The sequence below is a fragment of the Salinicola sp. CR57 genome (genome assembly GCF_003206585.1).
Lineage (GTDB): Bacteria > Pseudomonadota > Gammaproteobacteria > Pseudomonadales > Halomonadaceae > Salinicola > Salinicola lusitanus.
The window spans coordinates 364,215-384,284 of record NZ_PZJL01000011.1 but is presented as its reverse complement, the minus strand read 5'-3'; the positions used below and the strand labels follow the sequence as shown (position 1 = coordinate 384,284).

Genomic DNA, 20,070 nt, shown 5'->3' with positions numbered 1-20,070 from the left:
CGACCGGGACCAGGTAGGCTCGATGGAGAAGAAGAAGCGGGAGGGGTACTTCTGAGCTACGAGCATCGAGCTGGTTATCGAGACTCGTAGCACCCGCCAGAAGCACTAGTCATTGACGATACCCGCCAAACATGAGGAGAGCACGGCCTGCTCGTAGCCCGAAGCTCGTGGCTCGCAGCGCTCGTGTCCAGGAGGAAACCATGTCACATGCTTCACCAAAGATTTCAGAGAACATCGATGCCTATTTGAAGGAGCACGAGCAGAAAGACCTGCTGCGCTTCATCACCTGCGGCAGCGTCGACGACGGCAAGTCGACCCTGATCGGGCGGTTGCTGCACGACTCCAAGATGATCTACGAAGACCAGTTGGCGGCGATCACCCTGGCGTCGAAGACCAGCGGGACGACCGGCGACAAGGTCGATCTGGCGCTGCTGGTGGATGGCCTGCAGTCGGAGCGGGAGCAGGGCATCACCATCGACGTCGCCTACCGGTTCTTCTCCACCGACAAGCGCAAGTTCATCATCGCCGACACGCCGGGCCACGAGCAGTACACCCGCAACATGGCCACCGGCGCCTCAACCGCCAGTCTCGCAGTGATCCTGATCGATGCCCGCCACGGCGTGCAGGTGCAGACCCGGCGTCATAGCTTCATTGCCGACCTGCTGGGCATCCAGCACCTGGTGATCGCGGTCAACAAGATGGATCTGGTCGAGTATTCCGAGGCACGTTTCGACGAGATCGTCGCCGACTATCGCGAGTTCGCCGAAAAGCTGAACGCCCCGGACATCCGCTTCGTCCCCATGTCGGCACTCGACGGTGACAACGTCGTCAATCGCAGCGAGAAGATGGACTGGTACCAGGTCGACGGCAGGCCCGGGCCTGCGATGCTCGAGCTGCTGGAGAGCGTCGAGGTCGCCCATGACTCGAACCTCTCCGATCTGCGTCTGCCGGTGCAGTACGTCAACCGGCCGAACCTCGATTTTCGCGGCTACTGCGGCACGCTCGAAGCCGGGATCCTGCGCCCTGGCCAGGCGGTCAAGGTGCTGCCATCGGGCAAGCGCTCCACCGTCGAGCGCATCGTGACCTTCGATGGCGATCTGGAGGAGGCCTATCCTGGCCAGGCGATTACCGTGACGCTGCAGGACGAGATCGACATCTCCCGCGGCGACTGGCTGGTGGCGGCGAACGCCGAGGTGGCACAGTCCAGCGCGCTGACCGCCGATGTCGTCTGGATGCATGACACCGCGCTCGAACCGGGTCGTCTCTACGATTTCAAGATCGGCACGCAGGAGATCGCCGGCAAGTTCGCTGCCATCGATTATCAGATCGACGTCAATACGCTTCGCCACCACGCGACCGAAACGCTGCCGCTCAACGCCATCGGCCGCTGCCGGGTCGAGCTGACCGCGAGCGTGCCGCTGGACGACTACCGCAAGAGCCCGGGAACCGGCAGCTTCGTGGTGATCGATCGGCTGACCAATATCACCGTCGGGGCCGGACTGATCCGCGGTGCCGTCGAAGGGGCGGCCGACGAGGTCGCTGGCAGCGTCGACTGGCGGGCGTTCGAGGTTGAATTCAACGCGCTGATCCGCAAGCACTTTCCGCACTGGGAGGCGAAGGATATGCGCGCGCTGCTGAAAGATGTCGGGCGCGAGGGGCGCTAAGGGCCAGAAACCCATGCCGTATCGCCGCCGGCCCGGTCCTCCGGTGGCGTTTGGTCCCGGAGCCGCGGGGTGTATCATGTCGCTCCGGCCCGACGCTTGCGTCCGCGATTGAAAGGAAATCCTCATGCAGCACGTCAACTGGCAGCTCGATGGCATCGTGTCCCAGCTCCGCGCCACGCGCGAGCAGTGGCGCGCCCAGAACGGTCGCGAGAAGGAGAAGGGCTGCCGGGAATTGCCGTCGCGGCATCGCATCCGCGAGACGCTGGAGTTCCTGAGCGGGGCCATCTTCCCCATGCGCCTGGGACCCTCCGACCTGCGCAAGGAGAGCGAGGATTTCTACGTCGGCCATACCCTGGACCGTGCGCTCAACGCGCTGCACGAGGAGGTGCTCCTCGAACTGCGCTACATGGCGCGGCTCGGCGGTGACAAGGCTTCCGAGCACACGGCCACGGCAACGCAGATCATCCAGGGTTTCGCGGATAGCCTGCCGAGCCTGCGTCGTCGCCTCGACGACGATGTCATGGCGGCTTTCTACGGCGATCCGGCGGCGCGCAGCGTCGATGAAGTCCTGCTCTGCTATCCCGGCGTTCATGCGGTGATCTACCATCGCATCGCGCACTACTTCTATCAGGCGGGGGCCGGGCTGGTGGCGCGGATCATCGCCGAGCTGGCCCACTCCGATACCGGTATCGACATTCATCCCGGCGCGCAGATCGGCGAGGGGTTCTTCATCGATCACGGCACCGGCGTGGTGATTGGCGAGACTGCGATCATCGGCAATCGCGTGCGTCTCTACCAGGCGGTCACGCTGGGCGCCAAGCGTTTTCCGGCGGATGAGAAAGGGCATCTGGAGAAGGGCCTGCCGCGCCACCCCATCGTCGAGGATGACGTGGTCATCTATGCAGGTGCGACCATCCTGGGTCGCATCACGGTCGGCAAGGGGTCGGTCATCGGCGGTAACGTCTGGCTGATCTGCAGCGTGCCCCCCAAGAGCAATATCACCCAGGCCAACACCCAGTCGGGGCCCTGTCCCTAGGCAGCGCGACCTAACCCATGGGCTTGCGTGCGATCAGCGTGGCGCGGCGCGGCGCGGGGTGGCCTTCGATCGTCTTCGTGCGGTCGTCCAGGGCTAGAAAATCGGCCAGCGAGTGGAAGGTCATCCACTCCGTGGCGCGCTGCTCGTCGAGACTGGTGACGGTCTCGTCGACGCAGCGGATCGCCTCGAAGCCGCAGCGTTGGAGCCAGTGTGCCAGCGCCCGCGACGACGGCAGGAAGTAGACGTTGGGCATGCTGGCGTAGCGCTCGCCGGGCATGAAAACGGTCTGTTCGTCGCCCTCGACCACCAGGGTCTCCAGCACCAGTTCGCCGCCGGGGGCGAGGGCATCCTTGAGTTGGAGGAGATGCTCCAGCGGCGAGGCGCGGTGATAGAGCACGCCCATCGAGAACACGGTATCGAAGGCGGAGAGCTTTTCCGGTACGTCCTCGATGCCCACGGGCAGGAAATGGGTGCGGTAGTCATCCGCGTCGCCGACGAAGTGACGCACCGCCTGGAACTGGTAATAGAAGCGCGGCGAGGGGTCGATCACCAGTACGAAGGCGGCACCGGCGCCGGCCATGCGCCAGGCGTGGTAGCCGTTGCCGCCGCCCACGTCGAGCACCCGGCGGCCGGCAAGCGGAGAGAGGTGCGGAGCCACGCGCTGCCACTTCCAGTCCGAGCGCCACTCGGTGTCGATCTCGACACTGCCGAGCCGGTAGGGGCCCTTGCGCCACGGCATCAGAATGCGCAGCAGGTTGTCGCAGCGGCGGCGATCGGCGTCGCTCAGCTCGACGTCCACCGCCACTGTGTCGTCAGTCAGGCCGACATCGCGCATCGCTGGAAGCGCAGGCAACTTTGCCACCGCCTTCTCCCATGCCGGCAGATCACCGTGGCGCTGGCGGTCGAGCCCGCGGGCGAGCTGCTCGGGCAGGGCGGCCAGCCAGCGAGTCAGACCCTGGTCGAGAAAGGCCAGATAGAGACGGCGCTCGGCTTCCGTGAGCGTGCGGGGGATCGGGTCAGGCATCCTGGGTGGCCGCCTTGGTCCCGGTGAGCGCGTCCTTGTCCTTGAAGGCGATGAGAGAGGCGAAGTTGAGATACTGGAACCAGGTCGTCACCCGCGAAAATCCGGCCTGCGCCAGACGCTCGTGGTGCGCGGCCAGTGTATCCGGCACCAGCACGTTCTCCAGCGCGGTGCGCTTCTGACTGATCTCCATCTCGCTGTAGCCGTTGGCGCGCTTGAAATCGTGATAGCGCTCCACCAGCCAGGCGTTCTCCTGTTCGTCCTCCGCAACGATCTTCTCGGAGAGCACCAGGATGCCGCCGGGCTCCAGTGCCGCGAACAGCTTGGCAATGACGGCATCGCGATCCGCCGGTGGCAGAAACTGCAGGGTGAAGTTGAGCACGATCATACCGCTGGCCCGATAGTCCAGCCGGCGGATATCGCCCTCGACGAACTGCATCCGGTGGTCGGGGCTCTCGACGGCAGCGATCTCACGGGCGCGGCCGATCATCGTCGGGGAGAGATCGACGCCGGTCAGTTCGAAGGCATCGGCGGGCAGCCTTCCGGCCAGCGCCAGACCGACCGCTCCCAGCGAGCAGCCCAGGTCGTAGACGTGGGCGCCGTGACGCAGGTGGCGTTCGGCGATGACGCCGAACATGCCGAGAATCTGGCCATAGCCGGGTATCGAGCGTCGGACCATATCCGGAAAGCAGGCCACGACCCGCTCGTCGAACGAAAAACTGGCCACGCGATCGAGGGGTGTCGAAAAGATGGCGTCACGGTAAGATGCGTCAGTCATTGCCGGAAGATATTCTTAATTGGGAGAGCGTGAAGCGAGCGAAGCGACTGTGGCGTGCCCGCTGCGGCCATAGTGTACGTTTTGCGTCTCTTCGCTGCACGTGACAAGGAGAGCCATAGATGTCGATTCGCGAAACCCAGGCATGGAAAGCGCTCGAGCAGCAGCTCGAGGATGGCATGCGGGATATTCATCTGAAGACCCTGTTCCAGCAGGCGCCACGGTTCGAAACGTTCTACCTGGAAGCCGCCGGGATCCAGATGGACCTTTCCAAGCAGCGCTGGACGACGGAAGTCCGGGAAGGGTTGCTCTCGTTGGCACGGGATGCCGGCGTGCCCGATGCGATCCAGCGCCTGCTGTCGGGCGAACGGGTCAACCGGACCGAGGACCGACCCGCGCTGCACACGGCGCTGCGTCTGCCACGCGAGGCCCAGCTCGAGGTCGAGGGCGTCGATGTAGTCGGCGAGGTCCACGCCACCCTCGACAAGATGGAGACGCTGGTCAACAAGCTGCTCAACGGGCAATGGCGTGGTGCCACCGGCAAGCCGATCACCGACGTGGTCAACCTCGGCGTCGGCGGTTCGGACCTGGGGCCGCTGATGGTCACCTCTGCGCTGACCGACTTCGAGCCCGACGACGTGTTCGAGGTATCGACGCACTTCGCCTCCACCATGGATGGCTCCCAACTGGCTGACTTCCTGAGTTGGCTCAATCCCGAGACGACCCTGTTCATCCTGTCGTCCAAGTCCTTCGGCACCATCGACACACTCTCCAACGCTTCCACCGCGCTGGACTGGATCGCAACGCGCCTGGGCGGCGACGAAGCGCTGATCAAGCGCTTCCATTTCGTCGGCGTCTCCACCAAGCCCGAGAAGATGACCGAGTGGGGCATCGACCCCGCCAACCAGCTGCTGTTCTGGGACTGGGTCGGTGGGCGCTACTCGCTGTGGAGCGCCATCGGCCTGCCGATCGCCATCCGTGTCGGCATGGACAACTTCCGCCAGCTGCTGGCGGGGGCCCATGCCATGGACGAGCATTTCCGCACCGCCGACCTGGCGGAGAACCTGCCGGTACAGTTGGGGCTGATCGGCATCTGGAACGTCAACTTCCTGGATATCCGCTCCCATGCGGTACTGCCCTACGACGGCCGGCTCAAGCACCTGCCGGGATATTTCCAGCAGTTGGAGATGGAGTCCAACGGCAAGTCGGTGACCAACGGCGACGCCGTGGTCGACTACTCCACCTGCCCGGTGATCTGGGGCGAGATCGGGCCCAACGGCCAGCACGCGTTCTATCAGTTGCTGCACCAGGGGACGCAGCCGGTGGCATGCGATTTCATCGCGCCGGTCAATCGCTACAACGATGTCGAGGACGAACGCTTTCGTGACGACTTGATGGCTCAGCACCGGCTGGCATTGGCCAACTGCTTCGCGCAGTCCCGGGTGCTGATGCTGGGCGACGATGCCGTGAAGTCCGAGAGCACGCCGCCCAGCTACATGCGCTACCGTGGCAACCAGCCATCCTCCACGTTGATGTTCGACAGTCTCAATCCCGCCACGCTGGGTGCTCTGATCGCTCTCTATGAGCACAAGGTATTCGTGCAGGGCGTGATCTGGGACATCGATTCTTTCGACCAGTGGGGCGTCGAGCTGGGCAAGAAGATCGCCACCGAAACGGAGGAGATCATTGCCACGCAGAGCGGTCTGGATAGTCTCGACGACTCCAGTCGTGGCCTGATCGAGGCGATCTGGAGAGGGCAGACGTCCCGGTGACGGCGCGGAAGCTCAGGGGCGGCCGGTGCTAGCCGAGCCGACCCCGGCCGTGCAGCCCGTCAGGGCGCTGCTCTACCTGCACGGCTTCAACAGCAGCAGCGCTTCTCCCAAGGCCCGGCTGGTCAAGGCGGCCTGCGAGGCGTTGGCGCGTCACCATGAGCGTCCCTTTGCCTGCCTGACGCCGGACCTGTCGCACCGCCCGGATCTGGCCCTGGCGCAGGCGGAGTCGGCCCTCGAGGTCCTGGGGCGCGAGAACACGCTGGTGGTCGGCAGTTCCATGGGCGGCTTTCTGGCCACGCTGCTGGCGGAGCGCCATGGCCTGCGCGCCGTGCTGATCAATCCGGCGGTCAGGCCGGCCCGCTTCGTGGCCGATTACCTGGGGCAGACGCTGGTCAACGAGGCGTCCGGCGAGCGTTTCACGATCGACAATAGCTATTTCGATCAATTGACCTCACAGCAGTGGGACCGCATCGTGCAGCCGTCGCGCTATCTGCTGCTGCTGGGCAGTGACGACGAGACGCTGGATTGTCGTGACGCGGTACGTGCCTATGCTGGCAGTCGCACGTTGATCCATCCCGGTGGCGATCACGGCTTCGAGGTGCTGCAAGACTATCTGCCGGTACTGTTCGCCCACGGCGGCTGGCAGGTGCCGACCCCGTTCTCGATATCGTGATCCTGGCCAGCCGACGGCGAGTGGCGAAACCGATACTGGATATTTGACCAGTCGTGTATGATCGTCGCGACGCTGACCCTGTGAACATTGATCCAGTCAATACGGCGAGACCCTGCATGACGCAATACAGTGCTAGCTCCATCGAGGTACTCTCCGGCCTCGACCCGGTCCGGAAACGGCCGGGTATGTATACCGACACCTCCCGTCCCAACCACCTGGTGCAGGAAGTCATCGACAATAGTGTCGATGAGGCGCTCGCGGGGCATGCTCGCGAGATTCGCGTCGTGCTGCTGGCGGATGGCGGAATCGAGGTTTCCGACGACGGGCGCGGCATGCCGATCGACGTGCATCCCGAGCACGGCGTGACCGGGGTGGAACTGATCCTGACGCGGCTCCACGCCGGCGGCAAATTCTCCCAGTCGAGCTACCGCTTCTCGGGGGGGCTGCACGGGGTTGGCGTCTCGGTGGTCAATGCGCTGTCGACTCGCCTCGAAGTCGAGGTGTGTCGCGAGGGCAATCGCTACGGCATCGCCTTCGAGAAGGGCGAGAAGGCCGAGGAGCTCTCGGTCATCGGCAGCTGTGCCAAGCGGGCCACGGGTACGGTCGTGCGCTTCTGGCCGGAAGTCGAATACTTCGACAGTCCCAGACTGTCGCTGCCGAAGTTGAAGCACCTGCTGCGCGCCAAGGCCGTGCTTTGTCCGGGCCTCAAGGTGGTGCTCAAGGAGTCCGACGGCGCCGAGAACGTCTGGCAGTACGAAGACGGTCTACGCGACTATCTGGCCCAGGCGGTGGACGGTTTCGAGGTACTGCCGGCGTCGCCGTTCACCGGCCATTTCGAGGACGACGAGCAGGGCGTCGACTGGGCGATCCAGTGGCTTCCGGAGGGCGGCGAGCCGGTGCTGGAGTCCTACGTCAACCTGATCCCCACGCCGCTCGGCGGTACTCACGTCAACGGTTTTCGCAGTGGCCTGCTCGAGGCGGTGCGCGAGTTCTGCGAGTACCGCAGTCTGCTGCCGCGCGGCGTCAAGCTGAGCCCGGAGGATCTGTGGGAGAAGGTGTCGTTCGTCCTCTCGATCAAGATGCTCGACCCGCAGTTCGCCGGTCAGACCAAGGAGCGTCTGTCGTCGCGCACGGTGGCGGGGTTCGTCTCCGGCGTGGTCAAGGATGCCTTCTCGCTGTGGCTCAACCACCATGTCGACCAGGCAGAGCAACTGGCCGAACTGGTGATCAACGCCGCCCAGCGACGCCAGAAGAGCGCCAAGAAGGTGGCGCGCAAGAAGATCACCTCAGGACCCGCCTTGCCCGGCAAGCTGGCCGACTGCTCCGGTCAGGATCCGGTCTCGAGCGAGCTGTTCCTGGTCGAGGGAGACTCCGCAGGGGGCAGCGCCAAGCAGGCGCGCAACCGGGAGACCCAGGCGATCCTCCCGCTGCGCGGCAAGATCCTCAACACCTGGGAAGTCGAATCCGCCGATATCTACAGCTCGCAGGAAGTTCATGACATCGCCGTGGCGATCGGCCTCGATCCGGGTAGCGACGACCTCTCCAAGCTGCGTTACCACAAGGTCTGCATTCTCGCCGATGCCGACTCCGATGGTCTCCACATCGCCACACTGCTGTGCGCGCTGTTCGTGCGCCACTTCCCGGCACTGGTCGATGCCGGTCACGTCTTCGTCGCCATGCCGCCGCTCTACCGAATCGATCTGGGCAAGGAGGTCTTCTATGCCCTCGACGAGAGCGAGAAGGCGGCGACGCTCAAGCGTCTCGAAGGCAAGCGGGGCACCCCCAACGTGCAGCGTTTCAAGGGCCTGGGCGAGATGAGTCCGCTACAGCTGCGCGAGACCACCATGGCCGTCGATACCCGACGGTTGGTCCAACTGACCCGGGAACTCAACGATGGCACGCTGGAGATGATGGACATGCTGCTGGCGCGCAAGCGGGCGGGGGATCGCAAGAGCTGGCTGGAAGATTACGGCAATCTGGCGGAGATCGAAGTCTGAGCATGCCTGCGCGTGGCTCATACGGCGTTGGACGCTGAGCGCCGAATGCTCACTGACACCCAGTCAACTCCGCTTCGTCGCTCATCGTTCGCCTTGTCTGAGTCACGCTCGGCGATGCCCCCGAGGGATGTCGAGAGGCAACGATCGGTAGCTCGAATCGTTGAATAGGAATCGATAAATGACCATGGATATCCAGGTGGCGGAGGGCGACGTCGAGCGCCTCTCGCTCAAGGAGTACACCGAGAAGGCGTATCTCGATTATTCGATGTACGTGATCCTCGACCGGGCCTTGCCGCACATCGGCGACGGCATGAAACCGGTGCAGCGGCGTATCGTCTACGCCATGCGCGAGCTGTCGCTGAATGCCAATGCCAAGTACAAGAAGTCGGCACGTACCGTCGGCGACGTATTGGGTAAATTCCACCCTCATGGCGACAGCGCCTGCTATGAGGCGATGGTGCTGATGGCGCAGCCGTTCAGCTACCGTTACCCGCTGGTCGATGGCCAGGGTAACTGGGGGAGCCCGGACGATCCCAAGTCCTTCGCCGCCATGCGCTATACCGAAGCGCGGCTGTCACGTTTCTCCGAGACGCTGCTGACGGAGCTGGGCCAGGGCACCGTCGACTGGACGCCCAATTTCGACGGCACCATGAACGAACCGGCGGTGCTGCCGTCGCGACTTCCCCACGTGCTGCTCAATGGCGGTACCGGCATCGCCGTCGGCATGGCGACCGATATCCCGCCCCACAACGTGGTGGAAGTGGTCGAGGCGACCTGCCACCTGCTGCGCCAGCCCGAGGCCAGCGTCGCCGATCTGATGACGCACCTGCCGGCACCGGACTTCCCGACGGATGCCGAGATCATTTCGCCGGCCAGCGATCTACGCAAGCTCTACGAAACCGGGCGCGGCTCGGTCAAGCTGCGCGCCCGTTACGAGCGCGAGGACGGCAATATCGTCATCACCGCAGTACCGTACCAGGTCAGCGGGGCCAAGGTGCTGGAGCAGATCGCCGCCCAGATGCAGGCCAAGAAACTGCCGATGGTGGCGGATCTGCGCGACGAGTCGACCCATGAGACGCCAACCCGGCTGGTGATCGAGCCGCGCTCCAACCGTATCGATGTCGAGGGGCTGATGGCGCACCTGTTCGCCACCACCGATCTCGAGAAGAACATCCGCGTCAATCTCAACGTGATCGCGCTCGACGGCCGGCCGCGGGTGATGCCGCTGAACGAGATGCTCGGCGAATGGCTGATGTTCCGACGTACCACCGTGCGCCGGCGTCTGGAGCACCGCCTCGGCAAGGTCGAGGATCGCCTGCACATCCTCGAGGGTCTGCTGGTCGCCTACCTCAATATCGACGAAGTGATTCGCATCATTCGCGAGGAGGACGAGCCCAAGCCGGCACTGATGAGCGCCTTCGGCATCAGCGATCGCCAGGCCGAGGCGATTCTGGAACTGCGCCTGCGTCACCTCGCCAAGCTCGAGGAGATGAAGATCCGGGGCGAGCAGGACGAACTCGAGGCCGAGCGCAAGCGTCTGAAGAAGCTGCTGGGCAGCGAGACGGCAATGACCGATCTGATCGAGAAGGAGCTGCGCGAGGCGGCTGAAACCTACGGCGATGCCCGTCGTTCGCCGCTGGTCGAGCGCGCCGAGGCCAGGGCGCTCTCCGAGGTCGAGCTGGTCGGCGCCGACCCGGTCACCGTGGTGCTGTCCGAGAAGGGTTGGATCCGGGCCGCCCGCGGTCACGATATCGACCCCGCCGGGCTCTCCTACAAGGCGGGAGACAAGTTCCATCTCGCCACCCGCGGCAAGACCAACCAGCCGCTCGTACTGCTCGATGACAGCGGTCGCAGTTACACCCTCTCCGCGCACAACCTGCCTTCGGCGCGGGGGCAGGGGGAGCCGGTGACCGGGCGAATCAATCCGCCGGCCGGATCGTCGATGATCGGGCTGATGCTCGACGTGCCCGACGCACGCTATCTGCTCGCCTCCGATGCTGGCTACGGCTTCGTGGTCAAGCTCGAGGATCTGCTCGGCAAGAACAAGGCGGGCAAGGCGGTGCTGTCGGTGCCCGCCGGCTGCAACGTGATACCGCCGCAGGCGATTCCCGCGGGCGACAACATTCGGGTGGCGGTGGTGTCCAACGAGGGGCGGCTGCTGGTGTTCGACCTTTCCCAGTTACCGGAGATGGCCAAGGGCAAGGGTAACAAGATGATCTCGATCCCCGGTCAGCGGGCCGCCAATCGCGAGGAGTTCGTGCGCGACCTGGTGCTGCTGCCGGAGGGGGCGGCGCTGATCGTACACGCCGGCCGGCGCAAGCAGACGCTGAAAGCGGGCGATCTCGACTACTATTTCGGCGAGCGCGGCCGTCGAGGCAGCAAGCTGGCACGTGGCTTCCAGAAAGTGGATCGGCTCGAGGTCGAGTCCTGAGGGGCATGGCCTTCGGGCGTCGTCGTCAGCGACGAGCGACGACAACGTCTCTGCCATGGCTGACGGTCGGTTGAATCTATAAAGAGAGGGCGCCTCGGGCGCCTCGTGGGGAAAAGATGTCACAACGTTTTGTGGTGCGAGCCACCGGCCCGGCGCGACCAGGTCAGACGGCTGCACTGGGTACGGCACTGGTCAGTGCCAACTGCCGCCTGCTGGACTTGAGCCAGCACGTCGCTTTCGGCGAGGTGACGCTGGAGGCACTGGTCGAAACCGCCGACGATCTCGGGGCCATGCTGCCGACGGCCGGCGACGTGTTCGGACTGGACTGCCGGGTCGAGAAGGTATCTGCCGAGAGTGAAGCGCTATGGGCGGACGTGGCCAAGGACGCTCGCTGGGTCCTGACCCTGATGGCACCCCGGTTGTCCGCGGAGGTCATGGCGGAAGTCGGCGCGCTGACCGCCGAGCACGGGTTGATCATCGAGCGTGTCAAACGGTTGTCCGCCGCGGGCCAGCTCGACATGGACGCCTCACCGGCCGGCGCTGGCGCTTGCCTGGAGTGGCGGCTCAGCGGTGCGGTAGAAGACGCGGTGTCACTGCGCGAGAAGATCCTGGCGTTGAGCGAGCGCTTCGGGGTCGACGTGGCGTTGCAGCGATCGAATGCCTGGCGCCGACATCGTCGGCTGATCTGTTTCGATATGGATTCGACACTGATCCAGGCCGAGGTCATCGACGAGCTGGCGCGCCGACATGGCGTCTACGAAGAAGTTGCCAGCGTGACCGAGCGCGCCATGCGTGGCGAACTCGACTTCCAGCAGAGCTTCCGCGAACGCATGAGCAAGCTCGAGGGCCTGGATGAGTCGGTGTTGGCGGAGATCGCCGAGTCATTGCCGCTGATGCCGGGGCTGGAGCGACTGATGCGCTATCTCAAGTGTCTGGGTTACCGGACCGCGATCCTCTCCGGTGGGTTCACCTATTTCGCTCGGTACCTGCAGCAGCGCCTCGGTTTTGACGAGATCCACGCCAACGAGCTGGTGATCCGCGACGGCAAGGTGACCGGCGAGGTCGCCGAGCCGATCGTCGATGCTGGGCGCAAGGCGATGATGCTCAGGCAGATCGCCGAGCGCGAGGGGTGGGACCTGGCCCAGACCGTGGCCGTGGGCGATGGCGCCAATGATCTCGAGATGCTGGCGGCGGCTGGGCTCGGTGTGGCCTTTCACGCCAAGCCGCTGGTGCGCCGTCAGGCTCGGCAGTCGGTCTCTACCCTGGGGCTGGACGGCTTGCTCTACTTGCTCGGCTACTCCGCCGCCGAGCTGGAAGAACTATCGCGGGGCGAGTGACGCGCGTCGGACATTAAGTTCAAGGCGCGATGGCCGATAACGAGATCTTACATAGCTTTACATTCGTGCTTTTGTGACTGCTTTTCGTTATCGGAGCTTCCATGTCTGACTCTGCCTCGACGGACATCCATCAAGCCAAGGCCAAGTGGGAGTGGCTGGAGCCGCTCTGCCTGCAGGGCGGCGTCAATCTCGCGTTCAACCACGCAGGCAGCGCGTCCTGGCCGGTGCTGCTGGACGATATCACCGTCGACGAGGCGCTCGTCATCGACGTGTCGGCCGTGCCGGCGCTGGCGGATCCTCTGGCGAGGGGAGATTCATTCCACCTTGTGGGCCATGTCATGGGAGCGTTGGTTCGGACGTCTCCGCTGGCCGTGATGGAGCGGTTGGAGGATACGTCACGCGTCCGGTTTCGTTGCACCTATCCCGACTACCTGAGCACCATCCATCGTCGCGGCACGTTTCGCGCGCCGCTGCGTGCCGAGATGGGCGTCGATACCCGCCTCACCCTCGCGGAGGATGCGGCCGTCGTGGATGCCGACCTCTGCAACCTGTCGCTCGGCGGGTGCCTGCTGTCGATGCGGCTGGCCGATGCGGTGGCGCTGACGCCCGGCCAGCCCATCTCTTCCCTGAAACTGCAGTTCCCCAATCAGCAGAGTCTCGAACTCAAGGGGCACGTCCGCCACATCCGCACCAACGATGAATGGACAAGGGCATTGGTTGGTTGCGAGTTCGACGAACTTCCGATCGATAGCGAGCGCATGCTCTGGTTTTGTGTCAAGGAGATCGAGCGTGAAGACGCGAGACGGGCACAGAGTAGCGAGAAGCCCCTGGAACCCTCGGGGCTGTTCCTGACCCCGAGCGGGCGTCGACTTCCGCAGCTTCCTTCCGGAATCGCCGCGGAGAAGCCTGCGGCTACGGTCGGCAATACGGTCGCTCGGCAGTTGCAGCGGGTCGCGGACTATCTCAATGCGCAGAGCCTGCAGCTCCAGAACGGCGGCACGATATCGTCCACGCTGCTGTCGCGTCATGCCGATACGGTCGTCGCTCTCGGCGGGCCGGGGCGTGAGTCGCTACTCTACGCCATGGGCTACCTCGATGCGGAGCCCGTGGCCGTGCAACATGCGTTGGTCGTGGCGATCCGGGCCGTCGATCTGGCGCGCCAGCAAGGATTCGGCAGCGAAACCCTGAAGGCGATCGCGGCCAGCGCCCTGGTGCACGACCTGGGCAAGGCGTCGTTGCCGAGCGATCTGCTGGAGAGTCGCGATGGGCTGACCGAGGCGCAGCGGGCGTTGCTGCCGGGCCACGTTCATCGGATAAGCGAACGTGTGGCCGATTGCCGCTGGCTGTCGCCAGAGATCGCCGCGCAGGTGGTCGGGCAGGTCAACGAGAGGCTCGATGGCAGCGGCTATCCGCTCGGGCTCCATGGTGCCGCCATCGGCGAGCTCGGCCGGATGATCGCGGTGGTGGACGTCATCGATGCCTTGACGCGACCACGTGCCGACCGCGCTGCCTGGTCGCTGGTCGAGGCTTACCGCCATGTGCTGGGCGAGGCGACGGCTTTCGATAACAGATGGGCCCGGCGCTACGTGCGGCTGTTCGGGGTCACGCCGGTGGGATCGCTGGCCCGTTATTCCAGCGGGGCCCTGGCCTGGGTGCAACGTCTGGATGCGCAAGCCCGTCCATCGCAGGTTCACATGGTGCTCAACGCCAACAGTCCGCGGCGCCGGCTGGATCTAGTGCTGGCGCAGCGGGATCTCGATCAGTTGGGGCGCCTGGAAGGCGCTGTCCAGCCCGCAACCTACGGCTTGTCGCTGGCCAATAGCGGCTTGCGCTCGGCCGTTCGCGAGTAGCGCTATCGTCTGCCGCGCTCTCCAGTGGCGCGCCGAGATCGTCGGAGGGGCGACCCTGGCCGGGAGTGGCCAGGGGCTTGGCCATTGGCCGCCGCTCGTTGACAAAAAGGAACATTGGCACAGCGGAGACATGGCGCAGATTGGACCACACTGAAAACCTCGAGCTTCATGGCACAGGAGGTAATCGCATGGTCGAAATGCACGGCTCCAGGGCGCTCGCGGGCTTCATGCCGCCCCACGTTCTCGAACGCATCATGTCTCACGGCAACACGAGGCTTCAGCAATGCGCGCGGATGACGCTGCAGGCCGACGCCCAGTTCCGGCTGCGCAACGCTGCCGCGCCCATGGCTCGCCCGGCGGACAGCGGCCGGCCGGGCCAAGCCGCGCGATATATCTACTCCGCCGGTAACCAGCAGACCCTACCCGGCAATCTGGTACGGGAGGAGGGGGCACCGGAAAGCGGGGATGTCGCCGTGGACGAGGCGTATCAGTGGCTGGGTGCCACGCATCTGTTCTACTGGCAGGTCTTCGAGCGCGACTCCATCGATGGTGACGGGATGGCGTTGCTGGGCACGGTTCACTATGGCGAGGATTATGACAACGCCTTCTGGAATGGCGCCCAGATGGTGTTCGGCGACGGCGACGGCGAGCTGTTCAACCGCTTCACGGCGGCGCTGGATGTGGTCGCTCACGAGTTGACCCATGGCGTCATCGAGCGCGAGGCCGGTCTCGTCTACGCGGATCAGTCCGGTGCCCTGAACGAATCCCTGGCGGATGTCTTTGGCGTCATGGTCAAGCAGCACCACTTCGAGCAGAACGTCGAGGAGGCGGACTGGCTGATCGGCGAGGGACTCTTGACCGACCGGGTCAATGGTCGGGCGCTGCGCTCGATGGCCAAGCCGGGAACCGCCTATGACGACCCGGTACTGGGCAAGGATCCTCAGCCGGGGCATATGGACGACTTCGTGCGAACGTCATCGGACAATGGTGGGGTACATATCAATTCGGGTATTCCCAACCGGGCATTCTACCTGGCGGCTACCAGCCTGGGCGGATTTGCCTGGGAGCAGGCGGGGCCGATCTGGTTCGATGCGCTGACCGATTCACGTCTGCAACGCGATGGCGATTTCGTCCAATTTGCCCGGTTGACGGTCGACTGTGCCGCCAAGCGCTTCGGTAGCGACAGCGCTGCCATGCGGGCCGTCAACCAGGCGTGGGTCGATGTGGGCGTCCTGTCATGACCGGCAACGGATCGAGCGGCAATGACCTCCTCGAACCGACCAGCGTGATCATCGTCACCCGTGAAGGGGGATTCGTCGTGACGCCTGGACTGTCGGCGCCGCGCAAGATCGAGTGCAGGCAACTGAACGAGCATCAGCGACGCCGACTCCAGACGGTACTCGACGAACTCGATCGGCATGGCGGCGAGTCGGCCTCGGCGGGAGCCGACCGGCGTTCCTTTCGGGTCACGCTGGAGGTGTCGGCAGGGTGTCCCCGGCGTGAATGGGAACTGGACGAGAGTGCAGCACCCAGGTCATTGATTGGGCTATGGAAACGCGGCGTCGAGGAGCTGGACGAGAGTGCCGACTAACCGCGGAAACGAAGAGTATGGGAGTTTTTTTGATTTTTCGAGGAACTCCATCGCGCTATCGCACTCTGATCTAGTAGCCCAGGACGGGCGCACAGCGTAGGCCGGGCCTGAATTGGGTCCGGCTTCTTTTTTGTCTAACGTCGCCCACTTCTTTGGCCTCGGCGTCGATAATACCTATCCTATGGCGAGCCGGCCTGGCTCGTTTTTTTGTGCCTGTCGATCTTGAAACCTCGTTGTCCTGAGCATGGGCGGCGGCAGGTCGGGCAGAGGTATGGGGGGAGCTTATGCGTCAGCGAATCCCGCCGCGGTTATGGCGTTGGGCAGGCGCCTGTCTGCTGGTGACGCTCCTGACCCTGCTGCTGGCAGCCGGGTTAGGCGGGAAGGGGACGCTTGGGCTCTTGTCGCATTCGCCCGGTGACCAGACATCCGTTACGGTCGAGGCGCGGTTGCAGCGCGCCTTCGAGTCGCAAAGAGATGACTTCTGGATCGAGGCCTCGGGGCGGGTCGTCCGGGTGCTGCCGGACGATCTCGACGGGAGTCGCCACCAGCGGATCATCGTCGCGCTCGACACTGGCCAGACCTTGTTGATTGCCCACAATATCGACCTGGCCCCGCGGATCGAATCTCTCGAACCGGGCAGTCGTCTAGGTTTTCGGGGCGAATATGTCTGGAATGCCCGGGGCGGCGTCATCCACTGGACCCATCACGATCCCGGTGGCGACAGGTTGGGTGGATGGCTGGAGTATCGGGGCAGGCGCTATCGCTAGGCTTGCCACGGAGGTGGCGGCGCTCGCTCATTGCCGGGACGCCGTCCACGGAGTGGGCTGCTGTCCGATATCAGCGAGCGTAGACCCGCATCCGGCGTTTGGCTGGCCGGTGGCTCGAGTGCCAGCGGCGGGACAGCCACCACATGCCGAGCCAGTCCCGGGCGTGCCCCAACGATCCGGCAGCCAATCGCCAGGGAGAGGCGTGGGCCGAGGGCGCCCGGAGGTTCACCCGGTAGCTGCCAGTCTGGCCGCCACGGCGACGAATCAGCAGCGGGAGGAATCGCTGCAGCTTGTCGACGGATGGCAGCGCCACCAGCGCTTCCCGCTTGACCAGGCGTAGACCGCAGCCGTCGCCATCGGCGAGTTCGATGCCAGCGCTTCTGAAGACGCGGAAGAGGGCTCGCTTCCAGCGACAGCGAGGGTCGAGGGGAATCCCTTCGACCAGCGTCAACCCCTGGTGCTCTGCCTCGCAGAGCATGTCGGGGATGTCGTGGGGGTCATCCCGGCCATCGGCGGCCAGCGTCGCGATCCACTCGCCCCGCGCCAGATTGCCGGCTCGCCACGACGCGGCGTCGCTGCCGGTGGGCGTGGAGTGGCGATAGAGCCTGATCCGGTCATCGGTAGCGGCCAGGCGTGCCAAGCGGTCGTGGTCGCTCCCGCCCGAGGCGTCGTCGATGATCACGAACTCCAGGGCGGTAGCGTGCCGAAGCGCACTGGATGCCTCCGCGACCACGTGTTCGACGCGGTGAGAAGCGTCGTGGACGATGATGACAAGTGATAGCTTGGGCAGCTCGAGCATGATGAAATCCTGTAGGTTTCCAAAGCGTCGACTTTGCTCGTCGTGTTCGGAACCCGCACTATGGCAGCCTATTCTTAAAATCGGCTTAGTGAATCACCAAGCCTCCATCGGATGCGCTGCTTATTTTCCAACAGGTTCGTGACAGTGGAAGGTCAGGCAGAGGGAAGCGGGAACCAATGGCGTGTTGCCGTGGTATTGATAGAGCCGAATTGACAGAGCCGAGTGTCGCCGCAGGCAGCGGCCGTGAGAGAGAACGCCATGAGGGTAATGCTGGTTGAGGACGATCCGTTGCTTGGGGAGGGGGTCGTCGATGTCCTTCAACGCGAACAAATGGTGCCCGAGTGGCTGACCGAGGGGCGTGGCGTCTGCGAAGCGCTGGAGGGTTCCAACTTCGACGCGCTGATACTGGATCTGGGGCTGCCCGACATCGACGGCTTCGAGATCCTCAGGCAGTTGCGGGAGGGGCAGAGCCAGATTCCCGTGCTGGTGCTGACGGCGCGGGACGAGGTGGTCGACCGTATCCGCGGTCTCGACAGCGGCGCGGATGACTATCTCGTCAAGCCTTTCGACAATGGCGAGCTGCTGGCCCGTTTGAGGGCGTTGGTCCGACGCAGCGCGGGACGTGCGTCTCCGGTGGTGACGTGTGGCCGGCTGTCGCTGGATCCGGCTGCCCATGAAATACGCTTCGATCGGGTCGTCGTGGCGCTGGGGCGTCGGGAACATGACCTGCTTGCCCATCTGATGACGCATCCCGGGCAGGTGTTTACCCGCGACCAGTTGGTGGAAGTGCTTTACGGCTGGGACGCCGAGGTCGAGAGCAACGTCATCGAGGTCCATGTCCACCATCTGCGGCGCAAGTTCGGGAGCGACGTGGTGGCGACAGTGCGTAACGTCGGCTATCGACTGGGGGCGATGGGTTGATCTCGATTCGCCGCTACCTCAGGCGTGTTCTGCTGTTTTCGGTGACCCTGATCACCGCGATCGCGGCGCTCTGGAGCTATCACGACACGCGGGACCAGATCAACGAACTGTTCGATGCCGAACTGGCGCAGACCACGCGCACCATGGTGGCGCTCTATTTCGAGTATCGCGGTGATCAGGGTCGAACCAGCGATGACCTGATCGCCGATCTACAGATGCAGCCGGTGATGGTCCCCGACAACGCCACCGACGCGCCGACGCCGCTAGGCCATCCGTACGAGAAAAAGTTGGGATTCCAGATCTGGGACGACGACGGCCACGCCCTGTTGGGCATGAGGACGCCGGGCGTGCTGGATACGCTGATCCCCGTGCCGGGTTACGCGCAGACTGCGGGTGATCATCACGACTGGCGCACGTTCACGCTGTATGACGAGGTTCACGGCGTGTGGGCCAGTGCCGCCCAGCGCGACGACGTGCGCGACGAGCTGACCTGGCAGATCGCGCTGCGCAATCTGATGCCGCCGGTGATCGGGGTGCTGTTGATCGCCCTGCTGATCCCTTTCGTCATCGCCCGCGGCTTCTCTCCCCTGTTGCGTATCAGCCGTCAGATCACGGCGCGCCGGCCGAGCTATCTGGAGCCGATCGATGGCAGCGAGGCCCCCGAGGAGATTCGGGGTATGGTCGAGGCGCTGAACGGGCTGTTTGGTCGCCTGGCCGAAACGCTGGAGAAGGAGCGCCGTTTCACCGCCAATGCCGCCCATGAGTTGCGCACCCCGCTGGCCGCGATCAAGGTCCACGCCCAGAACCTGGCCAGCGATACCGCCGAGGAGCGCTCGCAGCGCGGCGCGCGCTCCATCATCAATGGCGTCGACCGCATGACGCGAGTCGTCGAACAGCTGCTGACGCTCTCCCGCCTCGAGAGTGGCGAGGGCATGAACCGGCAGATGGTGGGCCTGAACCGGCTGGGGCGGGAGCTGCAGCGGGACATGCAGCCGCTGGTCGAGCGGCGAGGCATTCACTTCACGCAGGAAATTCCCGATGCCCTCCAGATTTGCAGCTACGAGAACGGCCTCTACGTGCTGCTGCGCAATCTGCTCGACAACGCCTTGCGTTACACCCCCGAAGAGGGCGAGGTGAGATTGCGGATGTGGCAGACTGGAGACCGACTGCATATCGAGATCGCTGACAGCGGCCCGGGGATAGCGGTCGCCGAACGTGAGCGTGTCTTCGAGCGATTCGTACGCCTGGCGGGGCAGCAGACCAGTGGATCCGGGCTGGGCCTGTCGATCGTGCAGGAACTGGCCGAGAGGCTTGGCGGGGAGATCCGGCTCGACCAGACGTCGCTGCCGGTCGACAGTGGGCTGAGCGTTCACGTCACGCTGCCGCTGGAGTGAGGTTGCCGCCGTCTGGTGTTCAATCGTCGACCGTCAACAGGA

The 20,070-nt window shown here is 64.5% G+C and carries 16 protein-coding genes; 13 read left to right on the top strand and 3 right to left on the bottom strand.

Going from position 1 to position 20,070, the window contains the following annotated elements:
• Nucleotides 1–200 precede the first annotated feature (200 nt).
• Together cysN and epsC are read left to right on the top strand one after the other, a co-directional pair.
• On the top strand, nt 201–1,664 hold the full coding sequence (gene cysN, locus DOM56_RS17120; RefSeq protein WP_110710233.1) for a sulfate adenylyltransferase subunit CysN: 1,464 nt from the start codon (nt 201–203) through the stop codon (nt 1,662–1,664).
• 124 nt (nt 1,665–1,788) lie between these two features.
• Complete coding sequence (gene epsC, locus DOM56_RS17115; RefSeq protein ID WP_110600570.1) at nt 1,789–2,700, top strand: serine O-acetyltransferase EpsC; 912 nt, start codon at nt 1,789–1,791, stop codon at nt 2,698–2,700.
• 10 nt (nt 2,701–2,710) lie between these two features.
• On the opposite strand, the gene cmoB is transcribed toward epsC, so the two are convergent.
• A complete protein-coding gene (gene cmoB / locus DOM56_RS17110; RefSeq protein WP_110710232.1) occupies nt 2,711–3,724 on the bottom strand; it encodes a tRNA 5-methoxyuridine(34)/uridine 5-oxyacetic acid(34) synthase CmoB in 1,014 nt (337 codons plus the stop codon).
• Complete coding sequence (gene cmoA / locus DOM56_RS17105) at nt 3,717–4,499, bottom strand: carboxy-S-adenosyl-L-methionine synthase CmoA (RefSeq protein WP_110710231.1); 783 nt, start codon at nt 4,497–4,499, stop codon at nt 3,717–3,719. Before cmoA ends, cmoB begins: the two co-directional genes overlap by 8 nt.
• Before the next feature lie 119 nt (nt 4,500–4,618).
• Here cmoA and pgi point away from each other — a divergent pair, with 119 nt between their 5' ends.
• The 9 genes from pgi to DOM56_RS17060 all read left to right on the top strand — a co-directional run bounded on the left by pgi (nt 4,619) and on the right by DOM56_RS17060 (nt 16,914).
• Nucleotides 4,619–6,268, top strand: a complete 1,650-nt coding sequence (gene pgi / locus DOM56_RS17100) for a glucose-6-phosphate isomerase (protein WP_110710230.1) — start codon at nt 4,619–4,621, stop codon at nt 6,266–6,268.
• Nucleotides 6,269–6,293: 25 nt separating this feature from the next.
• Nucleotides 6,294–6,941 carry a YqiA/YcfP family alpha/beta fold hydrolase gene (locus DOM56_RS17095; RefSeq protein ID WP_110710229.1) on the top strand — a complete coding sequence of 216 codons (648 nt, stop codon included), beginning with the start codon at nt 6,294–6,296 and terminating at the stop codon, nt 6,939–6,941.
• 116 nt (nt 6,942–7,057) lie between these two features.
• A complete protein-coding gene (parE, locus tag DOM56_RS17090) occupies nt 7,058–8,938 on the top strand; it encodes a DNA topoisomerase IV subunit B (RefSeq protein WP_110710228.1) in 1,881 nt (626 codons plus the stop codon).
• A gap of 178 nt (nt 8,939–9,116) precedes the next feature.
• Entirely contained in the window at nt 9,117–11,369 is a 2,253-nt protein-coding gene (parC, locus tag DOM56_RS17085; protein WP_110710227.1) for a DNA topoisomerase IV subunit A, read from the top strand.
• 116 nt (nt 11,370–11,485) lie between these two features.
• Nucleotides 11,486–12,706, top strand: coding sequence for a phosphoserine phosphatase SerB (serB, locus tag DOM56_RS17080; protein WP_110710226.1), 1,221 nt, complete (start codon nt 11,486–11,488; stop codon nt 12,704–12,706).
• A 101-nt stretch (nt 12,707–12,807) separates the two neighbouring features.
• Nucleotides 12,808–14,556, top strand: a complete 1,749-nt coding sequence (locus DOM56_RS17075) for an HD domain-containing phosphohydrolase (protein WP_110710225.1) — start codon at nt 12,808–12,810, stop codon at nt 14,554–14,556.
• Nucleotides 14,557–14,744: 188 nt separating this feature from the next.
• Complete coding sequence (locus tag DOM56_RS17070) at nt 14,745–15,797, top strand: M4 family metallopeptidase (RefSeq protein ID WP_232822345.1); 1,053 nt, start codon at nt 14,745–14,747, stop codon at nt 15,795–15,797.
• A complete protein-coding gene (locus tag DOM56_RS17065; RefSeq protein ID WP_110710224.1) occupies nt 15,794–16,147 on the top strand; it encodes a protealysin inhibitor emfourin in 354 nt (117 codons plus the stop codon). The genes DOM56_RS17070 and DOM56_RS17065 overlap by 4 nt, the downstream gene beginning before the upstream one ends.
• 284 nt (nt 16,148–16,431) lie before the next feature.
• A complete protein-coding gene (locus DOM56_RS17060) occupies nt 16,432–16,914 on the top strand; it encodes a DUF3465 domain-containing protein (protein ID WP_110710223.1) in 483 nt (160 codons plus the stop codon).
• 70 nt (nt 16,915–16,984) lie between these two features.
• Here DOM56_RS17060 and DOM56_RS17055 read toward each other — a convergent pair whose 3' ends face one another.
• Complete coding sequence (locus DOM56_RS17055) at nt 16,985–17,713, bottom strand: glycosyltransferase (protein WP_110600587.1); 729 nt, start codon at nt 17,711–17,713, stop codon at nt 16,985–16,987.
• A gap of 258 nt (nt 17,714–17,971) precedes the next feature.
• Here DOM56_RS17055 and DOM56_RS17050 point away from each other — a divergent pair, with 258 nt between their 5' ends.
• On the top strand, nt 17,972–18,634 hold the full coding sequence (locus DOM56_RS17050; protein ID WP_110710222.1) for a response regulator transcription factor: 663 nt from the start codon (nt 17,972–17,974) through the stop codon (nt 18,632–18,634).
• Entirely contained in the window at nt 18,631–20,028 is a 1,398-nt protein-coding gene (locus tag DOM56_RS17045) for an ATP-binding protein (protein WP_110710221.1), read from the top strand. The genes DOM56_RS17050 and DOM56_RS17045 overlap by 4 nt, the downstream gene beginning before the upstream one ends.
• Nucleotides 20,029–20,070 lie beyond the last annotated feature (42 nt).